This window comes from Arthrobacter sp. ZGTC412, from assembly GCF_002929215.1.
Taxonomy (GTDB): domain Bacteria; phylum Actinomycetota; class Actinomycetes; order Actinomycetales; family Micrococcaceae; genus Arthrobacter.
In genome coordinates this window covers 289699-309417 of the sequence record NZ_PJII01000003.1, presented here as the reverse complement: position 1 = coordinate 309417, position 19719 = coordinate 289699, and the positions used below count along the sequence as shown (strand labels likewise).

The window sequence follows — 19719 nt, the reverse complement described above, 5'->3', positions numbered from 1 at the left end:
TTCTTCTGGACCCGCGCGTGGCCGCGTGCCAAACTGTGCCCATGTTTGAGCACAAGCCCCGGCCAGAGTGGATTGCCACGGAAAAGTTCCTGTCCGACGTCGTGGTCCATCCGGATCCCGCCGTGCTCCGGGCCGTGCAATCCGCCGTGGATGCCGGCATGCCGGCCATCGAAGTGGCGCCCAACGCCGGCAAGCTCCTCAAGCTCCTGGTTCAGCTCTCCGGCGCCCGCCGCATCCTGGAGATTGGCACCTTGGCCGGTTTCAGCACCATATGGATGGGGCAGGGCCTGCCCGACGACGGCACTTTGGTCACGTGCGAATTCCTGCCGAAGCACGCGGAAGTGGCCTGGGCCAACATTGACTTTGCAGGCTTGGGGCAAAAAGTCGAGATCCGGCTCGGACCAGCGTTGGACACTCTCGCTGCGCTGGCGGAGGAGGAGCGCGAACCCTTCGACTTCATCTTTATCGATGCGGACAAGGAGAACAACAGCCGTTACCTGGAGTGGGCAATCCGGCTTGGCCGCCCCGGGACAACCGTGGTCCTGGACAACACCATCTGGGAGGGGGCCGTGCTGGACCCCGGAATGGACCCGGTCAACGCGCAGGGAATAGTGGATGCACTTCGGCTGCTCGGCGGGCACCCCCGGCTCGATGCCACCGTTATCCAGACAGTGGGCTCCAAAGGCTGGGACGGGTTCGCGCTCGCGCGTATCCGGTAGCCCTCCGGTGTCCGGCTCGTGGCTGCCCGCTCAAACTAGTAAGTATGCTTAGAGTAATAGCCGGTTGATCCGCGGCCGGCTGGAAAGCCGCAATGGAGAAAATGATGAAAGCGTCGCCCACCCTTGCCAGCAACCTGCAGATGGTGCTCACCGACCTCATCGAGTTGCACCTGCAGGGCAAGCAGGCCCACTGGAACCTTGTAGGCACCAATTTTCGCGACCTGCACCTTCAGCTGGACGAAATTGTTGTGGCTGCCCGCCTCTTCGCCGACCAAGTGGCAGAACGGATGAGGGCTCTGCATGCCCTCCCCGACGGCCGCAGCAGCACTGTTTCGGCAGGCAGCCGGCTGGAGGAGTTTCCTCAAGGCCTGACCACTACGAAAGACACCGTCAAGCTCGTCACAGCCCGGCTTGAACGGACAGTCCAGACGATGCGGGACGTCCACGATGACGTGGACGAGGAAGACCCCACCAGCGCGGATCTGCTTCATGCTGCCATCGAGCGCCTGGAGCAGCTGGCTTGGATGGTCAATGCCGAGACAATGGCGGCCACGTCACCTGTCACCCAGCCTGCCTGATTCCTGCCCTGCCCGGCTGCCGGGAGAGCGAAAAGGGGCTGCTGCGGTGTCCGCAGCAGCCCCTTTTTCTGGACTCAGTCTTTTTTGAAAGCGTCCTTGACTTTCTCGCCGGCCTGTTTCAGGTCCGCTTTGGCCTGGTCCATCTGGCCTTCCGTACGAAGGCCTTCGTCTTTGGTGGCCGCACCGGTAGCCTCTTTGGCTTTGCCGCCCATTTTCTGGGCGGCGTTGTCGATTTTGTCATCCAAACCCATGGTGATTCTCCCTTCGGCTGGCGACCGGCGGACGGTAATGCGCCGGCCATGCTCCATGCTAACCAGCCACAGGCAGCTTCAAAAGGCTTGGAAGAACGTCAGACCAGGTCCGGCGCGCTGGCCACGATGTAGTCAGCGGCGGTGGGGCCAGTCATGGACAAGTTGTTGCTGTCCGGGTCGATTCCCTGTGCCTGCAGTGCGTCCCAGAGGGCTTCCGGAGCCTGAAGCGGGGCTTTCTGGAGAAGGCACCAACTGGTGTAGAGCCCGTAGAGCTCGTCTCGTCCGAGGCCCAGTCCCGGTTCCCTGTCCGCGACGACTGCTTCGGCAATAAATTGTTCAAAATGGGTAGCAGGCATGTTTGCTCATTCGGGGTCGACCGTGTTGCCGCCGTATCTGCTTCAGCGGACCTGCCGGCTCCCGGGGGAGCCAAGCAGAATAATCATGAAGGTATGGCAGTGAGGCTCACTTTGTCCAGTTGGGCCGGGCACCTCACTGGATTCGAGGGGGCCGACGGCGACTGGGGGGACTGGCCTCGGTCTCAGAAGAGGCCATCTCACCGCCGACCCCGCCTTTGCCCCGGGCCACCTTGCTGACCCGGGAAACCCAAACAGGACCTCCAAGACAATTTTCCCCTATCTTGAAGGTCCTGCCTAGTCCCCGGAAACAACGGCTACCGCCTGCCGGACGCCGCCTCCGCGGTCCCCGAATGTCTACTCCGGGTTGGTGCCGCGGTCACGCAGCTTGTCCCGTACCCGGTCGCGATGCGGTTGCGTTGGCTGGCCGTCATTCTGGTCCTCGCCACCGTTCTGGTTAGAGTCACCGTCCTCGCCGTTCTCCGCGCTGTACTTCTCACGCAGTTCCCGTCCGTGCCGGATGTCCTCGTCCTCCTGTTTCTGCAGCTTCTCGCTCTTCTTGGTGTCACGTGGCGGCAGCTGGATGGTTTCTTCGGCCTTGATGCCAGCCTGGAGCTGGCGGCCCCGTTCCATTTCCGCGTCGAACTCAGCGCCAAAGAGCAGGGACATGTTCAGGATCCACAGCCACAGCAGCATCACGATGACGCCGCCCAGGGCGCCGTACGTCTTGTTGTAGTTTCCGAAGTTGCCCACGTAAAAACCGAAGCCCAGGGATGCCAGCAGGAAGACGAACAGGGCAATGCCCGAACCGAGGCTCATCCACTTGAACTTGGGCTGCTTAACGTTGGGCGTGGCGTAGTAGAGAACAGCGATGATGACGATGATGAGGCCAACCATCACGGGCCATTTTGCAATATCCCAGATGGCGAGGAAAACACCGCTGAGCCCGATCAGGCCGCCGATAGCTTCGGCCACCGGGCCGCTGAGCACCAACATGCCGGCGAGGATTGCGATGATGACAACCGACAAGAGCGTGACCACCAGCATGGTGCCACGAAGTTTCGCGAAGGGGCGGCCCTCATCCACCTCGTAGACCCGGTTCATTGCCCGGCCGAAAGCGCCGACGTAGCCGGAAGCAGACCACAGAGCGGTAGCTAGGCCGATGACCAGGGTGAATCCTGCAGCCGGCGCGTTGGCCAGGTCTTGCACCACTCCGCCAATCGTGCCCACAGTCTCGGCCGGGACGAAGCCGCTCACGATTTGCAGGAGCGCATCGGTGGTTTTTTGCGGGTCCCCGAAAATTCCGATCAGCGAAACGAGCGCAAGTATGGCCGGGAACAGCGACAGTACAGCGTAATAGGTCAGGGAAGCGGCGAGGTCCGGGCACTGGTCCTTGCTGAACTCGCGGAGTGTCTTCTTGAGGATGTACTTCCAGTTCGGCTTGTCCAGGTCCTTCGGGCTGTCCGGTTTCCGGGAGTCATTTGGATCCGGTGCCTGGCCCGCCTTGGCGGTACTGGTCTCGGAAGAGTCATGAGTGGCCATGGGGCGTCCTCTCGATAAGGGTGCGAAAACTGACAGGCCGGCACCGCGGGACTGCGGGGCCGGCCTGTCAGGTGGTGATTGTGCCTTGGGGTGCCGCGTTGCGTCGCGTCCCTAGGTGTTCTGGACGTTGGTTTTGGCGTCGGTGGCGCGGTCTTTGACGTCGGTGACGGCACCTTGGCCTTCGGCCTTGACGTTCTGGGCGGCGTCAGCGGCGGTGGCCTTGACGCTTTCCATGGCTTCCTGGGCCGGTTCCTTCAAGTCCTGGACCATGTCCTTGGCGGCGTCGGTGACCTGGGTGGCGAGGGGCTCGGCGGCGGTTTTAAGCTGCTGGGCGGCTTCGCGTTCCTTCTGGCTGGCCGGGATCAGGGACGAGACGAGCATCCCGGCGCCGAACGCGATCAGGCCGGCGGCCAAGGGGTTGCCCTGGGTTTTGGCTTTGACCTGGTCCGGTGCGTGCGAGATCGCGGTCCCGGCGTCACTGAGTCTGGCGGCGACGTTGTCCTTGGCCCCGTGCAGGGAATCGCCGGTGCTGTGCATCGCGTCCCCGGTGTGGCCGGCGCCGGAATGGACCTTGCCCTGGACGGTCGAAGCCGCTGCGTGGGCCTTGTCCTGGACGGTGCTGCTGGCTGAGTCTGCTGCTCCCATGATTTTCTCCTTCACCCCGACGACAGCGTCTTTCACCTTGTCGGTTTGGCGGTGGACGATGTTGGAGGGGGTGACTTTGTCGGCAACCGCGTCCACGTTGGTGCCCAGGCGTGCACGGGTTTCTTCAATGTCCTGACGGATTGCATCCGGGTTATCGCTCATCGGTTTACCTCACCTGGTTTTAGGGTTGGGGGAATTTCGGAGAGTGTCTCGCTGGTCTGGGGAATGCCTTTGATCTGTTTGAGTTCCTTGCGGCCCATTGAGGCCAGGACCGCGGCGATGATGCCCCAGATCACGGCGACGATCACGGCGGCCCAGCCCAGCGGCATCAGCGCGCCGAGGGCGAACATGAGTGCCAGGGACAGGAACAGCAGGACGAAGTGCCCGGCGACGCCGGCGCCGGCGAGCATGCCGCCGCCTTTGCCTGCCTTGGTGGCGGACTGCTTCGCTTCGGCCTTGGCCAGTTCGACTTCCTGGCGCATCAGGGTGGACAGGTCGCGGGTGACATCACCGAGCAACTCACCCAGGGACGCGTTGTCCGCCTTCACATGCGCTTCACTCGGAGCAGGCTCCGGAATAGTACTACTCATCAGAACCTGCCTGACTGGCCGTCCGTGCGGCGGTCCCGGGTGAGGGGATCGTCCGCCAACGGATCATCGGCAAGCCTGCGGTCGCCAAGTGGGTCATCGGCGATCTGGTTGCCGGACCATGGCTCTTCGACCAGCTGGGGGCTGTCCAGCGGGCTGGCAGGACGCGCAGCGCCCGGGTACCCCGCGCCGGGAGCGCCGCCGTCGTAACCCGCAGTGGTGGTGGCCGGGCCGGGGAGCTGGACCGGGGGAGGCGGGACTGTTCCGCCGGCGGGGCTGTATCCCTCGGTGTACTGGTCGCCGTACGGGCTGCCGGAGTACTGGCCCGCAAGTCCTGCAGTGCCGGCATTACCGGAGGTGGATGAGGTTGCGGTGCTGCCTGCGGTGAGGCCGCGGGTAAGGCGGCCCGCAAGGACGCCGGCGCCTGCGGCGAGCAGGAGGAATGTGCCGGGCTTGTTGCGGGCGAACCGCTGGACTTCGCCGAGCAGATCACCTGGCTGCTTGTTCTCGAGCCAGGAAGCTACCGATTCGCTGCGCTGGGCAGCCTGGCGGATCAGATCGCTGGCGACGCCCTGCTGGTCTGGGGCGTCTGCCATGTTCTGCAGCTGGCTGGAGATGGTCCGGATGCCTTCAGCGGCCTTCTGCTGCTGGGTGCCGGCCTGGCTGGAAAGCCCTGACTTCGCCTGGGACAGCAGGTCCTGGGCAGTGGACTTAGCCTCTGAAGCGACGTGGACTGCTTCTTCCTTTGCAGTCTGGGCAACATTTTGCGCGGAGCCCTTCGCGGTGCGTGCTACATCTGCTGCTTCTTCCTTCGCTGCGTCCTTTCGGGATGACCCGGAGGTATCACCGATGGGGGCATCTCCATATGGTGGAGTGGCGGCGGACGGGAAAGTGGTGGCGCTTCGCTCGCCCGGGATTCCTGTAGAGGCCGGCGGAGCCGTGTAAGCGGGATCCTCGGGCCATTGGTTCTCTGTCATCTTCGCTCTCTCTTTCCAAGAAGGCCGGTTGTTGATCAAGAACCAGCGATACTGGCCCTAAAATAATAAGCATGATTACTAATAAAAGGTAAGTACGCTTGCTAAGCGAGTTGTAAACAGTTCCAAAAATGTCAGCCGGAATGGCTTCCGCCGGCCCGGTCACATCGAAGTGGAAGTGGTGGGTAATTTGGAAATAGCTCCATGGGTTTGGGTGTTAGTCGCCGTAGTTGTGGTGGTGCTGATTGTGCTGCTGGTGCTCGCAACGGGACGCCGCCGAAAGGCTATACAGCAAAAGCGGGACGATGCGCATCGCGAGAAGGCTGCCGAAATCCGCCGTGAGGCCGAGGACAGGGAACTCGATGCCCGGGAGCGCGAAGCGAAAGCGACACGCGCCAGGGCGGACGCCGAGCAGGCGCAGGTTGAAGCTGCCCGGCTGCGTCAGCAGGCAGACCAGCAGGCCACAGAGGCCAAGACGCTCCGCGATGACGTGAGCGAACGGACGCGGAAAGCGGACGAACTGGACCCTGACGTCAAGGGGGACCAGGATGGCCGCAGCCGCGATGGCGCCGACCGCGGCGCCACGAACTCCGCCAATGCTGCCCGCGACGCTGCCGACAATGCCCGCAGCGGCGCAGCCCGTGATGGAGCCCGCGATGAACGCAGCAACGACGGCGCCAATCCTGGCCAGGGCGGCTCGCACGTGGATCGCGAAAATCCACGTTCCGGCATCTAGCCGCAGGCGGGACGGCAATCAGGCTCCAGGCCGAACGGCACTAGCCGACGGGCAGCATGGCAGCTAGCCCTTAAGCGGGTTGCCGCGCCTCGGTTCCAGGGCGGGGGAAGGAGTAACTCCTTCCCCCGTTCCTATGCCGTCCAGGACATCAAGAACTGCCGCTACTGACGATGTCTTCGCTTCCCAGCCCAGGATCCGGCGGGCCCGGCCGGTGTCCATAACCGGGACTCCCGCCGCCATCTCCACCCAGCCGGAGTCGGTGGGTATCAGCCGGAGGCGCCAGGCCAGGCCCACTGCCTTGTGGAGCAGGCCCATGGGGATGGGGAGGATTCTTCGGGCCTGAACGATCCGGGCAAGTTCCTGGGGTGTGAGCACCGGCTCGGCCGCGACATTAAAGGCTCCGGAGGCCCTCTGGTCGATGACCCGCCAGTAGGCTTCGGCAACATCGTCCGCATGGATTGCCTGGAAAATCAGGTTGTCCGGAGCGGGGAGCAGCGGAAGCCAGGGCCTCTTTGCCAGAAGCCGGGGAATCACCGGCCCCAGGAAATACCTGCCGATCTCGCTCCCGGCGTCGCGCTGGAAGATAAGCCCGGGCCGGAGCCTTGCGACGGCAATACCTGGCTCAGCTGCCGCAAACTCGTCCAGGAGTTTTTCCTGCGCCGCCTTGTGCCGGCTGTAATGCGAGCCCGCCATGCCCTGCGCCGGCCAGGACTCATCCGTGCGCCGGTCCTTGGGGGCCTTGCTGTAGGCGCCGATCGATGAGGCGCAGACGATCTGTTTGACGCCGGCCTTCCGCGCGGCTTCGAGGACATTTGCCGTTCCGGTGACGTTGGTCCGGTACAGCTGGTCCAGGTCCCGGTTCGGTTGGATCTGCCAGGCCAGGTGGACAACCGAGTCCACTCCTGCCAAAGTCGATTCCAGCTTTGGGCGGTCGCGTTCCAACCCAACATCGAGCGTGTGCCACTCAACGCCTGCGTAGGGCGCCCGCGAGGTGTCAGGCAGGCGCCTGCTGATCCCCGTCAGTTGCAGGCTTCCCGGCTTCCCGGACAGCTGACCCTGCAGGTTCCGCAGCAGTGCTGTCCCGGCGTTTCCACTGGCTCCGATAACGGCGATGTGCATGGCAAAGACTCCTTGGCATGGGTGTGCGGTTCGTCTTACCTGCCGAGCCTAATGCCGCCAAGGATTGTTTTATAAGCAACCTTATGATTTCCTATGGCTAAGTCTTGCCGCAGGCTTTCGGAACCTGACCGAGGGAACCAACGACAATGCCCGAATCTTTTGCCGCGCCCGCCGTGGACCTGACACCTGTCCCGGAGCTGTGCCCGGAGACCCCGCAGGACAACCGCTCCGCCGCCAAGGCAGGGCGGCTGCGGGAGACCTTCGAAAATGACCTGGTCCTGAGCTATCTGGACCTGGCCGAGGCCTTGGCCGCCCGCTTCGAAGCCCGGGGCCGGGAACGGGCAGACCTGAACCAGGTTGCCTATCTTGGCCTGGTCAAGGCCGCCCGCGGTTTCGACCAGTCCAAGGGGGAGAGCTTCCCCGCTTACGCAGCTCCAACCATCGCGGGGGAGTTGAAGCGATACCTGCGTGACCGCACGTGGGTGGTCCGGCCGCCGCGGCACATCCAGGACCTCCGCACCAGGATGTTCCGGGTGGAACCGGAGCTGGTGCAGTCATTGGGCCGGAATCCCAGCGTGGACGAACTGGCCACCGAGTTGGGGACAGATCCCTCAGACGTCCAGGAAGCGATCTCAGCTTCCAGCAGCATGCACCCGGACTCCCTGGACGCGGCCAACCCCCACAGTGACGCGCCTTCCATCGGCGACCTGCTCGCCTGCCCTGAGACACCCTTGGAGCGGCTGGAGGACCTCGCCTGCCTCCGGGAGGCGATGCAGGATCTGGACCCAGCGGACAGGGAACTGCTTTACCGCCGCTATTTTTGCGAGGAAACCCAGGTCCAGTTGGGGAAGCGGCTGGGGATGTCGCAGATGCAGGTTTCGCGGCGGCTGGCCCGGGTACTCGTCGAACTCCAGCGCAGGCTCCTGAGCAGTACCCAGGGAGACGGCGTCCGTGTGGAACAGGAGCGCGCGAGCGGTTCCACGGCGTCCGGGCGGCCAACCCGCCGGACGCCCGCGCCCGGAGTTTCCGGCAAGGTTTCTGCCCTTCCAAGCAGCTCGCGGGCCAGCAGCAGCTAGCCCGGCAACGCCCGCCTACCCCGCGCGGGAGCTGGCACTGGACGGCGGGAGACAGCGTGAGCAGCCCTATCTTGGCTGTTCAAGCGGCCAACACCTCACCCAGCTGAAAGGCGAGAAAACCAGCAGCCCCTGTTTAGGAGCAGCAGCAGTGGGGAACAGTGACGGTATGGGAAGCTCCGTAACCTCCAAGCTCCGCGCTGTCCTGTTCGACCGGGACGGGACCCTGGTTGTCGATGTGCCCTACAACGGGGACCCCGGCCTGGTCGCACCAATGCCTGGCGCCAAGGCAGTCCTTGATGCACTCCGCGCCGACGGAATAGCAACTGGAGTCATCAGCAACCAGTCCGGCATTGCCCGCGGCCTGATCACCGCGGCCAATGTGGCGGACGTCAACGCCCGGGTTGAGGAACTGCTCGGCCCCTTTGATGTGTGGGAGGTGTGCCCGCATTCCGAGCAGGACGGCTGCGCCTGCCGCAAGCCTGAGCCGGGAATGGTTCACAGTGCCTGCCGCAAGCTCGGCATCCAGGAATCGGAGGCGGCGCTCATCGGCGACATCGGGGCTGACGTTCGTGCCGCCGAAGCGGCCGGAGCAACCGGCGTCCTGGTGCCGACGCCGGTGACCCGTGCCGAGGAAGTGGCAGAGGCCCAGCTGGTGGCCCGCAACCTGGCCGAGGCCGTCTCGCTGCTGTCGGGGCGGCCCTGATGGGCCGCGTCCTGGTGGCACGCCTGGACAGCATGGGTGACGTTCTCCTGGCCGGACCCGCCGTACGGGCCGTGGCCAACGGACGGTTTCCGGACGGCAGCCGGCCGAACCACGTGGTGATGCTCTGCGGAAGGCAGGGTGAGGCTGCGGCAGGCATGCTGCCGGGCGCCGCGGAGGTCTACAGCTGGGACAGCCCGTGGATCATGAATCCCGCGCCAAAGATGACCGGCCCGCACGCTGACAGGCTCATCGAATACGTCCGGAACTCCAGGATCACCGAAGCCGTCATCCTCACTTCCTTCCACCAGTCGCCCCTGCCGCTTGCCCTGCTTCTCAGGCTGGCCGGCGTCGAACGAATCAGCGGAGCCTCCACCGACTACGCAGGGTCCCTGCTTGATGTACGGCTTAAGCCGGGCGAAGACTTCCCGGAGGACCAGCCTGAGGCGGAACGCGCGCTGGGCATCGCTGAGGCAGGAGGATTCCGCCTCCCGCAAGGCGACGACGGAAAACTCCGCCTTAAGTCCGTCCCGGATGTCCGCGACCTGGTGGGTGAAGACCCCTACGTGGTGGTCCACCCCGGAGCCGCCGTTCCCGCCAGGGCCTGGCCGCCGCTGCACCACGCGGCCGCCGTCGAACTCCTCCAGGGCGCGGGCTACCGTGTTGTGGTGACCGGTGGTCCCGGGGAGACTTCGCTGACCGCCACCGTCGCGGGGCCATCCGCCCTGGACCTTGGCGGGCGCACAGACCTCCATACCCTGGCGGGAGTCATGGCGGGGGCGGACGCCGTGGTTACCGGAAACACGGGCCCCGCACACCTCGCGGCAGCCGTGGGCACACCCGTTGCGTGCCTCTTTTCCCCCGTCGTCCCCGCCATCCGATGGGCGCCGTACGGGGTGTCGCTGGAACTGCTCGGCGACCAGAACGCCGCCTGCAGAATGACCCGTGCCCGTGTCTGCCCCGTTCCCGGCCACCCCTGCCTTGACTCCGTTTCGCCTGAGGAAGTGGTGGCGGCCGTTGAACGCCTGATCGGCGGAGTCAGCTCCTTCAGCACCCACGTCAGCACCCGTAGAAAGGCCCGCAACAGATGAAAATCCTGCTCTGGCACGTCCACGGTTCCTGGACGGACGCCTTCGTCCGCGGCCGTCATGAGTACCTCCTTCCCGTCCTGCCCGAAGGCGGTGCGTGGGGTCTTGGCCGTGCGGGCAGGGACTGGCCCGCGTCAGTGCGGGAGGTGGACCTGGCAACGCTGGACGCCGACGCCGTGGACGCCGTCGTCCTGCAACGCCCCGAGGAAATTGACGAAGTTGCCCGGCTGCTGGGCCGCAGGCCTGGCGTTGACCTGCCCGCCGTGTACCTGGAACACAACACCCCCAAGGTCGACTTTCCTTTCGCCCGGCACCCGCTCGCGGACCAGGACCGCATCCCCCTGGTGCACGTAACCCACTTCAACAAGCTCGCCTGGGACAACGGCTCCGCCCGCAGCCTGGTGATCGAACACGGAATCCCGGACCCGGGCCAGCTCTACACCGGGGAACTGCCGGAACTGGGCGTAGTGGTGAACGAGCCCATCCGACGCGGCCGCGTTACCGGTACCGATCTGCTGCCCGCCTTCGCGTCCGTGGCACCGCTGCAGGTCTTCGGCATGAAGACGGACGGCCTGGCCGCTGCCGCGGGGATTGATGAGTCCCGGCTGACGGTACGCGGTGACCTGAAGACCCGGCAGTTGCACCGTGAACTGGCCCGCTGCCGCGTCTATGTGCACCCCATGCGCTGGACCTCACTGGGATTGTCCCTGCTGGAGGCCATGCACCTGGGGATGCCGGTGGTTGTGCTGGCGGCAACCGAAGCGCCGCGGGCGGTGCCGCCGGAGGCCGGCGCCGTTTCCGCCGATGTCGATGAGCTGCTCCGCTGCGCGCGGCGGCTCGTCGCCGATCCGGATGAAGCCCGACGGCGGGGCGTTGCCGCCCGCGAGGCGGTGCTGGAACGTTACGGCCTGGGCAAGTTCCAGGACCGCTGGGATGAGCTCCTGGCGGACCTGGGCGGCCGGCCCCGGCACTCTGACAACCGACGCTGGGACGAGAAGATCCTTGTTCCGGCGGGAGAGAGGAAGACCCCATGAAGATCTCCATGATTTCCGAGCACGCCAGTCCGCTGGCGGCGTTGGGCGGGGTGGATGCCGGCGGGCAGAACGTGCACGTTGCCGCGCTGTCCGAAGCCCTGGCCAAGCGGGGCCACCACGTGACTGTCTATACGCGAAGGGATGCAACGGAGCTTCCGGCGAGGGTCCGGGTGGGGAGCCGCCTCGAAGTGGTCCATGTGGACGCCGGCCCGGCGTGCCATGTTCCCAAGGACGAACTGCTGCCCTACATGGGAGAACTTGCCGACGGCGTGGCCACGGACTGGAGCCAGCGGCCGCCGGACGTGGTGCACGGGCACTTCTGGATGTCCGGCCTTGCCGCCCTGGACGCCGCGCGGCGGCCCGATCAGGGCTACCGGGTGCCGGTCATTCAGACCTTCCACGCTCTCGGTACCGTCAAGCGGCGGCACCAGGGCGCAGAGGACACCAGCCCGCTGGAGCGCCGCTGGCTGGAACCCGGTGTGGGACGCTCGGCCGACCGGATCGTCGCTACCTGCTCGGATGAGGTCTTCGAACTCAAGGCCATGGGAATCAACACGGGCAAGATTTCCATTGCCCCCTGCGGCGTGGACCTCGGCTTCTTTTCCGCTGAGGGTCCCGTCGCCGCCAGGAAGCGCACCCACCGCATTCTCTCGGTGGGCCGCCTGGTGCCGCGCAAGGGTGTGGACCTGGTGATCCGGGCGCTCCCGTACCTGCGCGCGGCGGGCTTCGACCACGTCGAACTCCTGATTGTGGGCGGCGGCGCAGACTCGGGCGCGCTCGATGCCGCCCCCGAAGTGCGCCGCCTGATGGACCTTGCAGCGGAACTGGGCGTTTCGGACCAGGTGAGCCTGCAGGGACAGGTTTCCCGCGGCGAGATGCCCGGGATTTTCCGCAGCGCCGACGCCGTGGTGTGCGCGCCCTGGTACGAACCTTTCGGCATCGTCCCGCTGGAGGCTATGGCCTGCGGCGTACCCGTAGTTGCTGCCGCAGTGGGCGGCCTGCGGGACACAGTGGTCGACCACGGAACCGGCCTGCACGTGCCGCCGCGGGACCCGGAGGCCATCGCATCCGCGCTCGCCGTGCTGCTTGAGAACCCCACGCTGCGCGCTGAGCTTGGCACCGCAGGCAAGAAGCGCGCCCGCACCCGGTACTCCTGGGACCGGGTGGCGGCCGAAACCGAAAAGGCCTATCAGCTGGCGGTGGCCGGCGCTGCCGCCGGCGTTGTCCCAATGGAAGGAGCGGCACTATGACTGCGGATTCGTCCCTGCGTGAGGCTGACCTGCAAACTCTGGCAACACCTGGGGCATCGCCCGCTGTGCTTCCGGGTGCCGCCTTTGTGGACCCGGACAGTGCGGAAGCGGTCCGCGTTCACCTCGACAACGTGATCCCTGCGCTCGACTCGCTGAGGAGCCAGTCCGGCCGGCTTGCGGCCTGGGGCGTGGAACTGGCCCAGCGCCTGCTCCGCGGGCAGCGCCTGCTCGCCGCCGGCAACGGCGGTTCAGCCGCCGAAGCCCAGCACCTCACGGCGGAGCTCGTGGGCAGGTTCGACGGCGAGCGGGTTCCGTTCTCGGCGATTTCCCTCCACGCGGAGTCCTCAGCGGTGACCGCCATCGCCAATGATTACGGCTACGATGACGTCTTCGCCCGCCAGGTGCGGGCGCACGGCCGGTCCGGCGACGTGCTGATTCTCCTGTCCACCAGCGGCAAAAGTCCCAACCTGCTGCGGGCAGCCGAGGTTGCCTCACGCTTGAATGTGACCACGTGGGCGCTCACCGGAGCCGGGCCCAATCCGCTGGCCGATGCCTCCGACCAGGCTGTGATGATTGACGCCCTCAACGCCAACGCCCAGGAAGGCCACCTCATCGCCCTGCACGCGATCTGCCGAGCCTTTGACCTGGAAGTGGCCCGGCACAGTTCCACCGACGCCTGGAGTCTCCAGAACCAGGGCCTGCAGCAGCGGGGTGGCCGGGCATGAGGATCGTAGTAGTGGGCGATGTGATGCTGGACGTGGACCTCTCCGGCGAAGCCACCCGGCTGAGCCCCGACGCACCAGTGCCCGTGGTGGATGTCTCCGGCATCAAGCGCCGTGCCGGCGGAGCCGGGCTGGTGGCCAGGATGCTTGCCGAGGACAACTGGCCCGTGACGTTGGTAACGGTCCTGGGCGATGACGACGCGGGCCGGCAGCTTGAAGCGCATCTCGCCGCGGTGCGGCTCGTGGCAGGCCCCAGCGGTCATCCTTCGCCGGTCAAGACCCGCGTCCGCGCCGGTTCGCATCCGGTGGTCCGTTTCGACCAGGGTTGCGAGAAGGCACCCGTCCCTGAGGTCAGTCCGGCCATGCTTCGCGAGGTGGAGAAGGCAGGCGTGATTATTGTCGCCGACTACGGCCGGGGACTGGCCGCGAACCCGGAGCTGCGGCGGCTCCTGGCCCGGCTTGCGGGTCAAGTGCCCATCGTGTGGGACCCGCATCCCGCCGGGCCGGATCCGGTGCCGGGAGTCGCCGTCGTGACGCCCAACCTGGCTGAGGCCCAAAAGGCCGTGCAGGCGCAGGGCCGGAGAGACGCTGGCTCCGGGAAGTCTGCCGTGCCGCAGGACCGGGCGGAAGCGGCCCCGGGAGTTTCGGCTGCCCGGGATTCCGCTGCCGGGAAGCATGCCGGCGGGGATCCCGCGGCCGAAGTTGGCGGGGCATTGCTGGAGGAGTGGGGCAGCCAGGCTGTCCTGGTCACCAAGGGCGAACAGGGCGCTGTCCTCTGCCGGCGGGACCAGAGCCCCCAGGCCATTCCCGCGCCGCGGGTGGAAGCGGGTGATCCCTGCGGAGCCGGGGACCGGCTCGCAGCCAGCCTCGCCGTCCATCTTCTGGCGGGCCGGGACCTTGTCGAAGCCGCGGAACTCGCAGTCCATGACGCCGCAGACTTCCTCGCCAACGGCGGAGTTTCCGCCATTCCCGACACCGACGGGGAGCGTAGGCAGTCAAAGCCGCGCGTCAACGACCCCCTGCTGCTTGCCCGCGCGGTGCGCGAAAACGGCGGCAAGGTGGTGGCCACCGGCGGTTGCTTCGACCTGCTGCACGCCGGGCACGTCCGGTCCCTGGCCGCCGCCCGGGAGCTGGGCGACTGCCTGATTGTCTGCCTTAACTCAGACGACTCCGTGCGGCGGTTGAAGGGTCCGGAGCGCCCAATCATCGGCCAGCACGACAGGGCCGAACTGCTCCTCGCCATGGAATGCGTGGACGCCGTGATGGTCTTCGACGAAGACACTCCCGAGGCGGCCCTTGAACGCCTGCGTCCCGACATCTGGGTCAAAGGCGGCGACTACAAGGGCGCCAGCCTGCCGGAGGCCGGCCTCGTGGAGAGCTGGGGCGGACGCTGCCTCACCGTGCCGTACCACCCTGCCCGTTCAACCACCGGCCTGGCCGATGCACTCGCCAAGGTCAGCTGAACCGCCACGTCAGCTAAACCCGACAGCTGACAACGGTGGCTGGCCCGCCAGGGAGCTGACCGCCGTGCCTAAGTTTTGTACTCCCCATTGAAAGGAACACCATGACTGCAGATTCAAATTCACCCGGCCGTGTGCTCGTGACCGGAGGAGCCTCCGGGCTGGGGGCCGCCGTCGTCGACGCTGTCCTGAAAGCTGGCGGCACGCCTGTGGTGCTGGACCGCGATATCAGCAACGTGTCTGCCGTGAAAGCTTTCGAAGTGGACGTCGCAGACCGGCTTGCCGTCGAGGCCGCCGTGAAGGAAGCGGCCGAATCACTCGGCGGGCTCGAAGCCGTGGTCACCGCGGCCGGCATTGACCGCTGCGGCAAGCTGGCCGACGTCGAAGCCGCCGAATGGGAAAAAGTCATCGGGGTCAACCTGATGGGCACGGTTTCTGTTGTGCGTGCAGCCCTGCCTTACCTGAAGACCTCGCACGGCAGGGTGGTGACCATCGCCTCCACGCTCGGCAAGCGTGCCGTGGCTGATGCCACCGCGTATTGCGCCTCAAAGTTCGGCGTAGTGGGCTTCAGCCACGCGCTGGCGGCTGAAACCGGCGGCGAAATCGGCGTGACCACCATTATCCCGGGCGGAATGAAGACGCGCTTCTTCGACGACCGCACCGAGCAGTACAAGCCGCAGGACGATTCGCGGCTCAACGACCCCGCCAACACGGCACAGGCCATCCTGTTCGCGTTGAACCAGCCCACCGGCTGTGAGGTCCGCGAAATGCTGATCTGCCACGAGGAAGAGGGCTCCTGGCCCTAAACCAGCACAACGACCCACGCCGGAACCGACGGGAGGAACTTCATGCCCAGCATTGCCACAGAAACCACTGCACGCCCGGAAACCGCTGACAGCAGCGGCATCACCATCCGGAACCCCCGAACAGGTGATGTCCTTTGGACGGTGCCGGAGTCAGAACCGGAGGCGGTGTCCCACGCAGTAGAGGTGGCCCGAAGCGCTGCGTCGGATTGGGCCTCTACTGCGCCGGCCGAGCGGGGTGCGGCAGTCCGTGCCGCGGCTAAAGCGCTCGCTGCGGCAGCCCAGGAGCTCGCGGAACTCAACGCCAGCGAAACGGGCCGGCCAGTGGAGGAATCGCTCGCCGGCATCGGCGCGGGGGTCTCCACCCTCGAACAGTACGCGGAGCTGGGGCCCGTCCACCGCGGCCACAGCCTCCGCGGTAACCGGCTCGCCTCCGACTACACAGTGGCTGAGCCCCGGGGCGTGGCTGTCCTGTTGACCCCGTGGAATGACCCGGTTGCGGTGGCCTGCGGCTTGATCGGTGCCGCGCTGGCCACCGGCAATACCGTGGTGCACAAGCCGAGCGAACGGTGCCCGCGGCTGGGCGAGGCATTGGGTGAAGTCCTGGCACCCGCGTTTCCGCCCGGTGTATTCCAGACGCTTTCCGGTGGTGCCGGTGTCGGTGCACTTCTGGCCCAGTCAGAGGTGGACGTCATCGCGCATGTCGGTTCCAGCGCAGCCGGCGCCCGGATTGCCGGGGCTGGGGCTCTGACGGGTGCGCATGTCATTCGGGAAAACGGCGGTAACGATCCGCTGCTCGTGGACCGTGACGTCGACCCGCTGTGGGCGGCTGAACAGGCGGCGATCGGGTCCTTCAGCAACAGCGGCCAGATCTGTGTGGCCGTTGAGCGCATTTATGTCCACGAGGATATTGCGGCCGAGTTCTGCAAGGCCCTCGAAGCTGAAGCGGCCCTTCGCAACAACAGCGGGACCGTGGCCCCGCTCGTGGACCTCCGGATGCGGGATGAGGTCCACGCGCAGGTGAGCGACGCGTTGAACCAGGGCGCGCACGCAGTGGAAGGCGGTGCCCTTCCGGACGGACCTGGTTCTTTCTACCCGGCCACGGTGCTGCTTGAGTGCACGGACCGGATGCGGGTGATGACGGAGGAAACCTTTGGGCCGGTCGCGCCAGTCCAGGTAGTGAAATCGTTCGACGACGGCCTCCGCCTCGCCTCCAGCGGCAGGTACGGCCTGGCCGCGACCGTCCTTAGCGGCAACATCGCCCACATCCAGCAGGCCGTTGCCGCCCTCCCCGTCGGGACCGTCAAGATCAACGCGGTCTTCGGAGGTGCGCCCGGCGGTGCTGCGCAGCCGCGCGGCGAAAGCGGTGCCGGCTTCGGGTACGGCCCGGAACTCCTGGACGAGTTCAGCAGGGTGAAAGTGGTGCACATCTCGGCGCCGCCGGCTGCGGCACCTGAAGCCGCGGATGAGGACTCAGCAGCTGAACACTCCGATGATGAACAGCGGGACCAGTCATGAGCTTGTCACCTGACAACTTGTCACCCGACAACATGCCCGCCGACCTGCCAGGCAACATGCCCGTGGAACCCGCCGACGTGGATCTTTCCAGCCAGCGGGCCCTGTCCGAGTGGCTGCCAGGGCGTTTGGCGGCGGAGGAGCCGGCGGTCCTCGTGATCGGCGACCTGATGCTGGACGGTTGGTGGAGCGGCAGCATCGAACGGCTCTGCCGGGAAGCCCCCGCCCCTGTGGTGGATGTGCATACGCGCGAATCTGTTCCGGGCGGGGCTGCCAATACCGCCATGAACCTGGCCGCCCTCGGGGCCCGGGTTTCCGTGGCAGGCATCATCGGAACCGACGACGCCGGCGTGGACCTGCGAAGCCAACTCGTGGCTGCAGGCATCGACGTCAGCCACCTGCACAGCCACCCGGACATGGTGACCACCACCAAGATCCGGATCAGCAGCGGCGGGCAGGTGATGCTTCGCATCGATGACTCTGCCAAGACGGTGCCGGCCGAGGCGCTGGCGGCACTGGCCGCTTCGGTGCGTGCCGCCGTCGAACAGCGGGACGCGGTGCTCGTCTGCGATTACGCCAACGGCGTGCTGGCGGATCCCGTGCGTGCATCCCTGGTGGACGCGCTCGCCGGCCAGGTTTCCGGCGATAGCCGTCCCCTGCTGGTGGTGGACTCCCACGATCCCCGGCCCTGGGCGCCGCTCCGCCCGGACCTGGTGACCCCGAACGCGCAGGAAACAGCGCGAATGCTTGACCTGCGGCTTCCCGACGGGCAGGACAGGGCTGCCGAGGTCAGCAGGCACGCGGATGCCCTGCTGGAACTTACGGGGGCAGGGGCTGTGGTGGTCACGCTGGACCGTGACGGCACCGTGCTGTTGAGGCCCGACGGCGTGACGCACCGTACGTGGGCACGCCCGGCCGCCGAAAAGCAGGCTTCCGGTGCCGGCGACACGTTCGTGGCGGCGTTGACGCTGGCGCGCTCCGCCGGGCTGCCGTTGACGGCGAGCCTGGACCTTGCGCAGTCGGCCGCGGACGTGGTGGTGCACCAGCCGGGCACATCCGTCTGCAGCACAGGCCAGCTGAGCCGGTACCTCAAGGCCTTTGCTGACACGGCGCTGGGTGCTGACGAACTGCAACGGCAGTTGGAACTGCACCGGTCCCAGGGCCAGCGCATAGTGCTGACCAACGGCTGCTTCGACGTGCTGCACAGCGGCCACACCCGCTACCTAAACCAGGCAAAACAGCTGGGGGACGTCCTGGTGGTGGCGCTGAACAGCGACGACTCCGTGCGCAAGCTCAAGGGCTCCGGCCGGCCCATCAACGGGGTGGCGGACCGTGCCGCGGTGGTGGCGGCGCTGAGCTGCGTGGATTACGTGACGGTCTTTGACACTCCCACCGCGGCCCCGCTCATCACGCAGCTCCGGCCCGAGGTCTATGCCAAGGGTGGGGACTACTCGCCGGAAATGCTCGCCGAGACACCGGCTGTGGAGGAATACGGCGGCCGGGTGGCCATCCTGGACTACGTGGCGGAACGGTCCACCACTGCCGTGGTGAAGCGGATCCGGGAAGGCGAAGGGGCAGTGCCCACCAACTAAGTGAGGAGCGATAGGGGCTGCTGATACCAATTAGGGTTGAAGCATGACTGAAGCGTGGCACGGGTAATGGCAAAACGCGGAAGGTCAGGTGGCCGGAACAGCCTGCGCCCGGTGGCGGGAGTGGTGGAGGTCCCGCCCGGAGCCCGGCTCAGCGGACCTGTTGAAGGCGTCTATTACATCGACACCGGGGACTGCGAGCTGATCGCGGACCAGGACAACTCAACCGGCTGGCTCCTGAAGATCAACGGTGTGATGAGTTCCCACATCGACCTCGCGGATCCGCTGTTCCTGGACTTCGAGTACATGCGCTGGATGGCCGCGCTCATCGAGTCGCGCTGGCCGCCGTCGGGCACTGCGGGAAACAAGCCCAAGCTCCGCGGCCTGCATCTCGGTGGTGGCGCCTGCTCCCTGGCCCGCTACTTCCACGCTGTTTATCCGGACGCCCGGCAGGTGGTGGTGGAGTTGGACGGCAAGCTGGCCGAATACGTGCGCGGCTGGTTCGACCTGCCCAAGGCGCCGCTGCTGCGCCTGCGGGTGGGGGAGGCCCGCGAGGTCACAGAAACGCTGACTGCCGAGACCCGGGACTTCATCATCCGGGACGTTTTCGCCGGTGCACTGACCCCGCGCCCGCTGACCACGGCGGAGTTCAACCAGCACGTCAAGAGCGTCCTGGCGCCTGGCGGTCTTTACGTGATGAACTCCGGTGACGCACCGGACCTCAAAAACGCCCGCGAGGACGCCGCCACCATCGCGGCCGCCTTCAGGCACACCGTGATCATCGCCGACCCCGCCATGCTCAAAGGCCGCCGCTACGGAAACATGGTGATGGCCGGCAGCGATACTCCGTTCGCTGAGGACCCGAAGCTGGCCCGCCGGCTCCTGGGCGGCGCAGTCCCCGCGCACCTGTGGGACGACACCCGGGTGCGTGCCTTTGCAGCAGGATCACCGGTGCGCTACGACCCGCCTGCTGAGTAG

21 protein-coding genes are annotated in these 19719 nt (G+C 66.3%); 14 read left to right on the top strand and 7 right to left on the bottom strand.

The annotated features are described in order from the left end of the window. Positions 1-41: 41 nt before the first annotated feature. Both CXQ88_RS06435 and CXQ88_RS06430 read left to right on the top strand, forming a co-directional pair. Positions 42-719 (top strand): O-methyltransferase, encoded by a 678-nt coding sequence (locus CXQ88_RS06435; protein ID WP_104043317.1) that lies wholly within the window; start codon positions 42-44, stop codon positions 717-719. Positions 720-823: 104 nt separating this feature from the next. Beyond that, on the top strand, positions 824-1297 hold the full coding sequence (locus tag CXQ88_RS06430) for a Dps family protein (protein ID WP_104043402.1): 474 nt from the start codon (positions 824-826) through the stop codon (positions 1295-1297). A 74-nt stretch (positions 1298-1371) separates the two neighbouring features. Here CXQ88_RS06430 and CXQ88_RS06425 read toward each other — a convergent pair whose 3' ends face one another. From CXQ88_RS06425 to CXQ88_RS06400, 6 genes are all read right to left on the bottom strand, one after another. Then, positions 1372-1548 (bottom strand): CsbD family protein, encoded by a 177-nt coding sequence (locus CXQ88_RS06425; protein ID WP_104043316.1) that lies wholly within the window; start codon positions 1546-1548, stop codon positions 1372-1374. A 98-nt stretch (positions 1549-1646) separates the two neighbouring features. Then, positions 1647-1904: a hypothetical protein gene (locus CXQ88_RS06420; protein WP_104043315.1), complete on the bottom strand. Its 258-nt coding sequence runs from the start codon at positions 1902-1904 to the stop codon at positions 1647-1649. Between the two features lie 354 nt (positions 1905-2258). After that, positions 2259-3443, bottom strand: a complete 1185-nt coding sequence (locus CXQ88_RS06415; protein WP_104043314.1) for a YihY/virulence factor BrkB family protein — start codon at positions 3441-3443, stop codon at positions 2259-2261. Positions 3444-3554: 111 nt separating this feature from the next. Further along, positions 3555-4250, bottom strand: coding sequence for a DUF3618 domain-containing protein (locus CXQ88_RS06410; RefSeq protein WP_104043313.1), 696 nt, complete (start codon positions 4248-4250; stop codon positions 3555-3557). Next, on the bottom strand, positions 4247-4678 hold the full coding sequence (locus CXQ88_RS06405; protein ID WP_104043312.1) for a phage holin family protein: 432 nt from the start codon (positions 4676-4678) through the stop codon (positions 4247-4249). The genes CXQ88_RS06410 and CXQ88_RS06405 overlap by 4 nt, the downstream gene beginning before the upstream one ends. Beyond that, a complete protein-coding gene (locus tag CXQ88_RS06400; protein WP_104043311.1) occupies positions 4678-5652 on the bottom strand; it encodes a hypothetical protein in 975 nt (324 codons plus the stop codon). Before CXQ88_RS06400 ends, CXQ88_RS06405 begins: the two co-directional genes overlap by 1 nt. A gap of 211 nt (positions 5653-5863) precedes the next feature. Between CXQ88_RS06400 and CXQ88_RS06395 the strand changes: the two genes are divergently transcribed. After that, positions 5864-6385: a hypothetical protein gene (locus CXQ88_RS06395; protein ID WP_104043310.1), complete on the top strand. Its 522-nt coding sequence runs from the start codon at positions 5864-5866 to the stop codon at positions 6383-6385. 63 nt (positions 6386-6448) lie between these two features. Here the strand turns inward: CXQ88_RS06395 and CXQ88_RS06390 are convergent, their stop codons facing one another. Further along, positions 6449-7504, bottom strand: coding sequence for an NAD-dependent epimerase/dehydratase family protein (locus tag CXQ88_RS06390; RefSeq protein WP_104043309.1), 1056 nt, complete (start codon positions 7502-7504; stop codon positions 6449-6451). Between the two features lie 146 nt (positions 7505-7650). Here CXQ88_RS06390 and CXQ88_RS06385 point away from each other — a divergent pair, with 146 nt between their 5' ends. From CXQ88_RS06385 to CXQ88_RS06335, 11 genes are all read left to right on the top strand, one after another. Beyond that, complete coding sequence (locus CXQ88_RS06385) at positions 7651-8580, top strand: sigma-70 family RNA polymerase sigma factor (RefSeq protein WP_104043308.1); 930 nt, start codon at positions 7651-7653, stop codon at positions 8578-8580. A 166-nt stretch (positions 8581-8746) separates the two neighbouring features. Then, positions 8747-9283 (top strand): D-glycero-alpha-D-manno-heptose-1,7-bisphosphate 7-phosphatase, encoded by a 537-nt coding sequence (locus CXQ88_RS06380; protein WP_104043307.1) that lies wholly within the window; start codon positions 8747-8749, stop codon positions 9281-9283. Further along, on the top strand, positions 9283-10371 hold the full coding sequence (locus CXQ88_RS06375) for a glycosyltransferase family 9 protein (RefSeq protein WP_104043306.1): 1089 nt from the start codon (positions 9283-9285) through the stop codon (positions 10369-10371). The genes CXQ88_RS06380 and CXQ88_RS06375 overlap by 1 nt, the downstream gene beginning before the upstream one ends. Further along, positions 10368-11402, top strand: a complete 1035-nt coding sequence (locus CXQ88_RS06370; RefSeq protein WP_104043305.1) for a glycosyltransferase — start codon at positions 10368-10370, stop codon at positions 11400-11402. Before CXQ88_RS06375 ends, CXQ88_RS06370 begins: the two co-directional genes overlap by 4 nt. Continuing rightward, the gene (locus CXQ88_RS06365; protein ID WP_104043304.1) at positions 11399-12652 is read left to right on the top strand and encodes a glycosyltransferase; all 1254 of its coding nucleotides are present in this window, start codon (positions 11399-11401) and stop codon (positions 12650-12652) included. The genes CXQ88_RS06370 and CXQ88_RS06365 overlap by 4 nt, the downstream gene beginning before the upstream one ends. After that, positions 12649-13377: a D-sedoheptulose-7-phosphate isomerase gene (locus CXQ88_RS06360; RefSeq protein WP_104043303.1), complete on the top strand. Its 729-nt coding sequence runs from the start codon at positions 12649-12651 to the stop codon at positions 13375-13377. Before CXQ88_RS06365 ends, CXQ88_RS06360 begins: the two co-directional genes overlap by 4 nt. Continuing rightward, the gene (locus tag CXQ88_RS06355; protein ID WP_104043302.1) at positions 13374-14837 is read left to right on the top strand and encodes a PfkB family carbohydrate kinase; all 1464 of its coding nucleotides are present in this window, start codon (positions 13374-13376) and stop codon (positions 14835-14837) included. The genes CXQ88_RS06360 and CXQ88_RS06355 overlap by 4 nt, the downstream gene beginning before the upstream one ends. Before the next feature lie 101 nt (positions 14838-14938). Continuing rightward, entirely contained in the window at positions 14939-15640 is a 702-nt protein-coding gene (locus CXQ88_RS06350; RefSeq protein WP_104043301.1) for an SDR family oxidoreductase, read from the top strand. 42 nt (positions 15641-15682) lie between these two features. Then, positions 15683-17155 (top strand): aldehyde dehydrogenase family protein, encoded by a 1473-nt coding sequence (locus tag CXQ88_RS06345; protein WP_104043300.1) that lies wholly within the window; start codon positions 15683-15685, stop codon positions 17153-17155. Between the two features lie 56 nt (positions 17156-17211). After that, entirely contained in the window at positions 17212-18744 is a 1533-nt protein-coding gene (rfaE2, locus tag CXQ88_RS06340; RefSeq protein ID WP_104043401.1) for a D-glycero-beta-D-manno-heptose 1-phosphate adenylyltransferase, read from the top strand. A gap of 66 nt (positions 18745-18810) precedes the next feature. Beyond that, entirely contained in the window at positions 18811-19719 is a 909-nt protein-coding gene (locus CXQ88_RS06335; RefSeq protein ID WP_104043299.1) for a spermidine synthase, read from the top strand.

Excerpts from the sequence above, each read along its gene's own strand:
- CXQ88_RS06435 (WP_104043317.1), top strand. The coding sequence starts at position 42 with ATGTTTGAGCACAAGCCCCGGCCAGAGTGGATTGCCACGGAAAAGTTC.
- CXQ88_RS06430 (WP_104043402.1), top strand. The coding sequence starts at position 824 with ATGAAAGCGTCGCCCACCCTTGCCAGCAACCTGCAGATGGTGCTCACC.
- CXQ88_RS06425 (WP_104043316.1), bottom strand. The coding sequence starts at position 1,548 with ATGGGTTTGGATGACAAAATCGACAACGCCGCCCAGAAAATGGGCGGC.
- CXQ88_RS06420 (WP_104043315.1), bottom strand. The coding sequence starts at position 1,904 with ATGCCTGCTACCCATTTTGAACAATTTATTGCCGAAGCAGTCGTCGCG.
- CXQ88_RS06415 (WP_104043314.1), bottom strand. The coding sequence starts at position 3,443 with ATGGCCACTCATGACTCTTCCGAGACCAGTACCGCCAAGGCGGGCCAG.
- CXQ88_RS06410 (WP_104043313.1), bottom strand. The coding sequence starts at position 4,250 with ATGAGCGATAACCCGGATGCAATCCGTCAGGACATTGAAGAAACCCGT.
- CXQ88_RS06405 (WP_104043312.1), bottom strand. The coding sequence starts at position 4,678 with ATGAGTAGTACTATTCCGGAGCCTGCTCCGAGTGAAGCGCATGTGAAG.
- CXQ88_RS06400 (WP_104043311.1), bottom strand. The coding sequence starts at position 5,652 with ATGACAGAGAACCAATGGCCCGAGGATCCCGCTTACACGGCTCCGCCG.
- CXQ88_RS06390 (WP_104043309.1), bottom strand. The coding sequence starts at position 7,504 with ATGCACATCGCCGTTATCGGAGCCAGTGGAAACGCCGGGACAGCACTG.
- CXQ88_RS06385 (WP_104043308.1), top strand. The coding sequence starts at position 7,651 with ATGCCCGAATCTTTTGCCGCGCCCGCCGTGGACCTGACACCTGTCCCG.
- CXQ88_RS06380 (WP_104043307.1), top strand. The coding sequence starts at position 8,747 with ATGGGAAGCTCCGTAACCTCCAAGCTCCGCGCTGTCCTGTTCGACCGG.
- CXQ88_RS06375 (WP_104043306.1), top strand. The coding sequence starts at position 9,283 with ATGGGCCGCGTCCTGGTGGCACGCCTGGACAGCATGGGTGACGTTCTC.
- CXQ88_RS06370 (WP_104043305.1), top strand. The coding sequence starts at position 10,368 with ATGAAAATCCTGCTCTGGCACGTCCACGGTTCCTGGACGGACGCCTTC.
- CXQ88_RS06365 (WP_104043304.1), top strand. The coding sequence starts at position 11,399 with ATGAAGATCTCCATGATTTCCGAGCACGCCAGTCCGCTGGCGGCGTTG.
- CXQ88_RS06360 (WP_104043303.1), top strand. The coding sequence starts at position 12,649 with ATGACTGCGGATTCGTCCCTGCGTGAGGCTGACCTGCAAACTCTGGCA.
- CXQ88_RS06355 (WP_104043302.1), top strand. The coding sequence starts at position 13,374 with ATGAGGATCGTAGTAGTGGGCGATGTGATGCTGGACGTGGACCTCTCC.
- CXQ88_RS06350 (WP_104043301.1), top strand. The coding sequence starts at position 14,939 with ATGACTGCAGATTCAAATTCACCCGGCCGTGTGCTCGTGACCGGAGGA.
- CXQ88_RS06345 (WP_104043300.1), top strand. The coding sequence starts at position 15,683 with ATGCCCAGCATTGCCACAGAAACCACTGCACGCCCGGAAACCGCTGAC.
- rfaE2 (WP_104043401.1), top strand. The coding sequence starts at position 17,212 with ATGCCCGTGGAACCCGCCGACGTGGATCTTTCCAGCCAGCGGGCCCTG.
- CXQ88_RS06335 (WP_104043299.1), top strand. The coding sequence starts at position 18,811 with ATGGCAAAACGCGGAAGGTCAGGTGGCCGGAACAGCCTGCGCCCGGTG.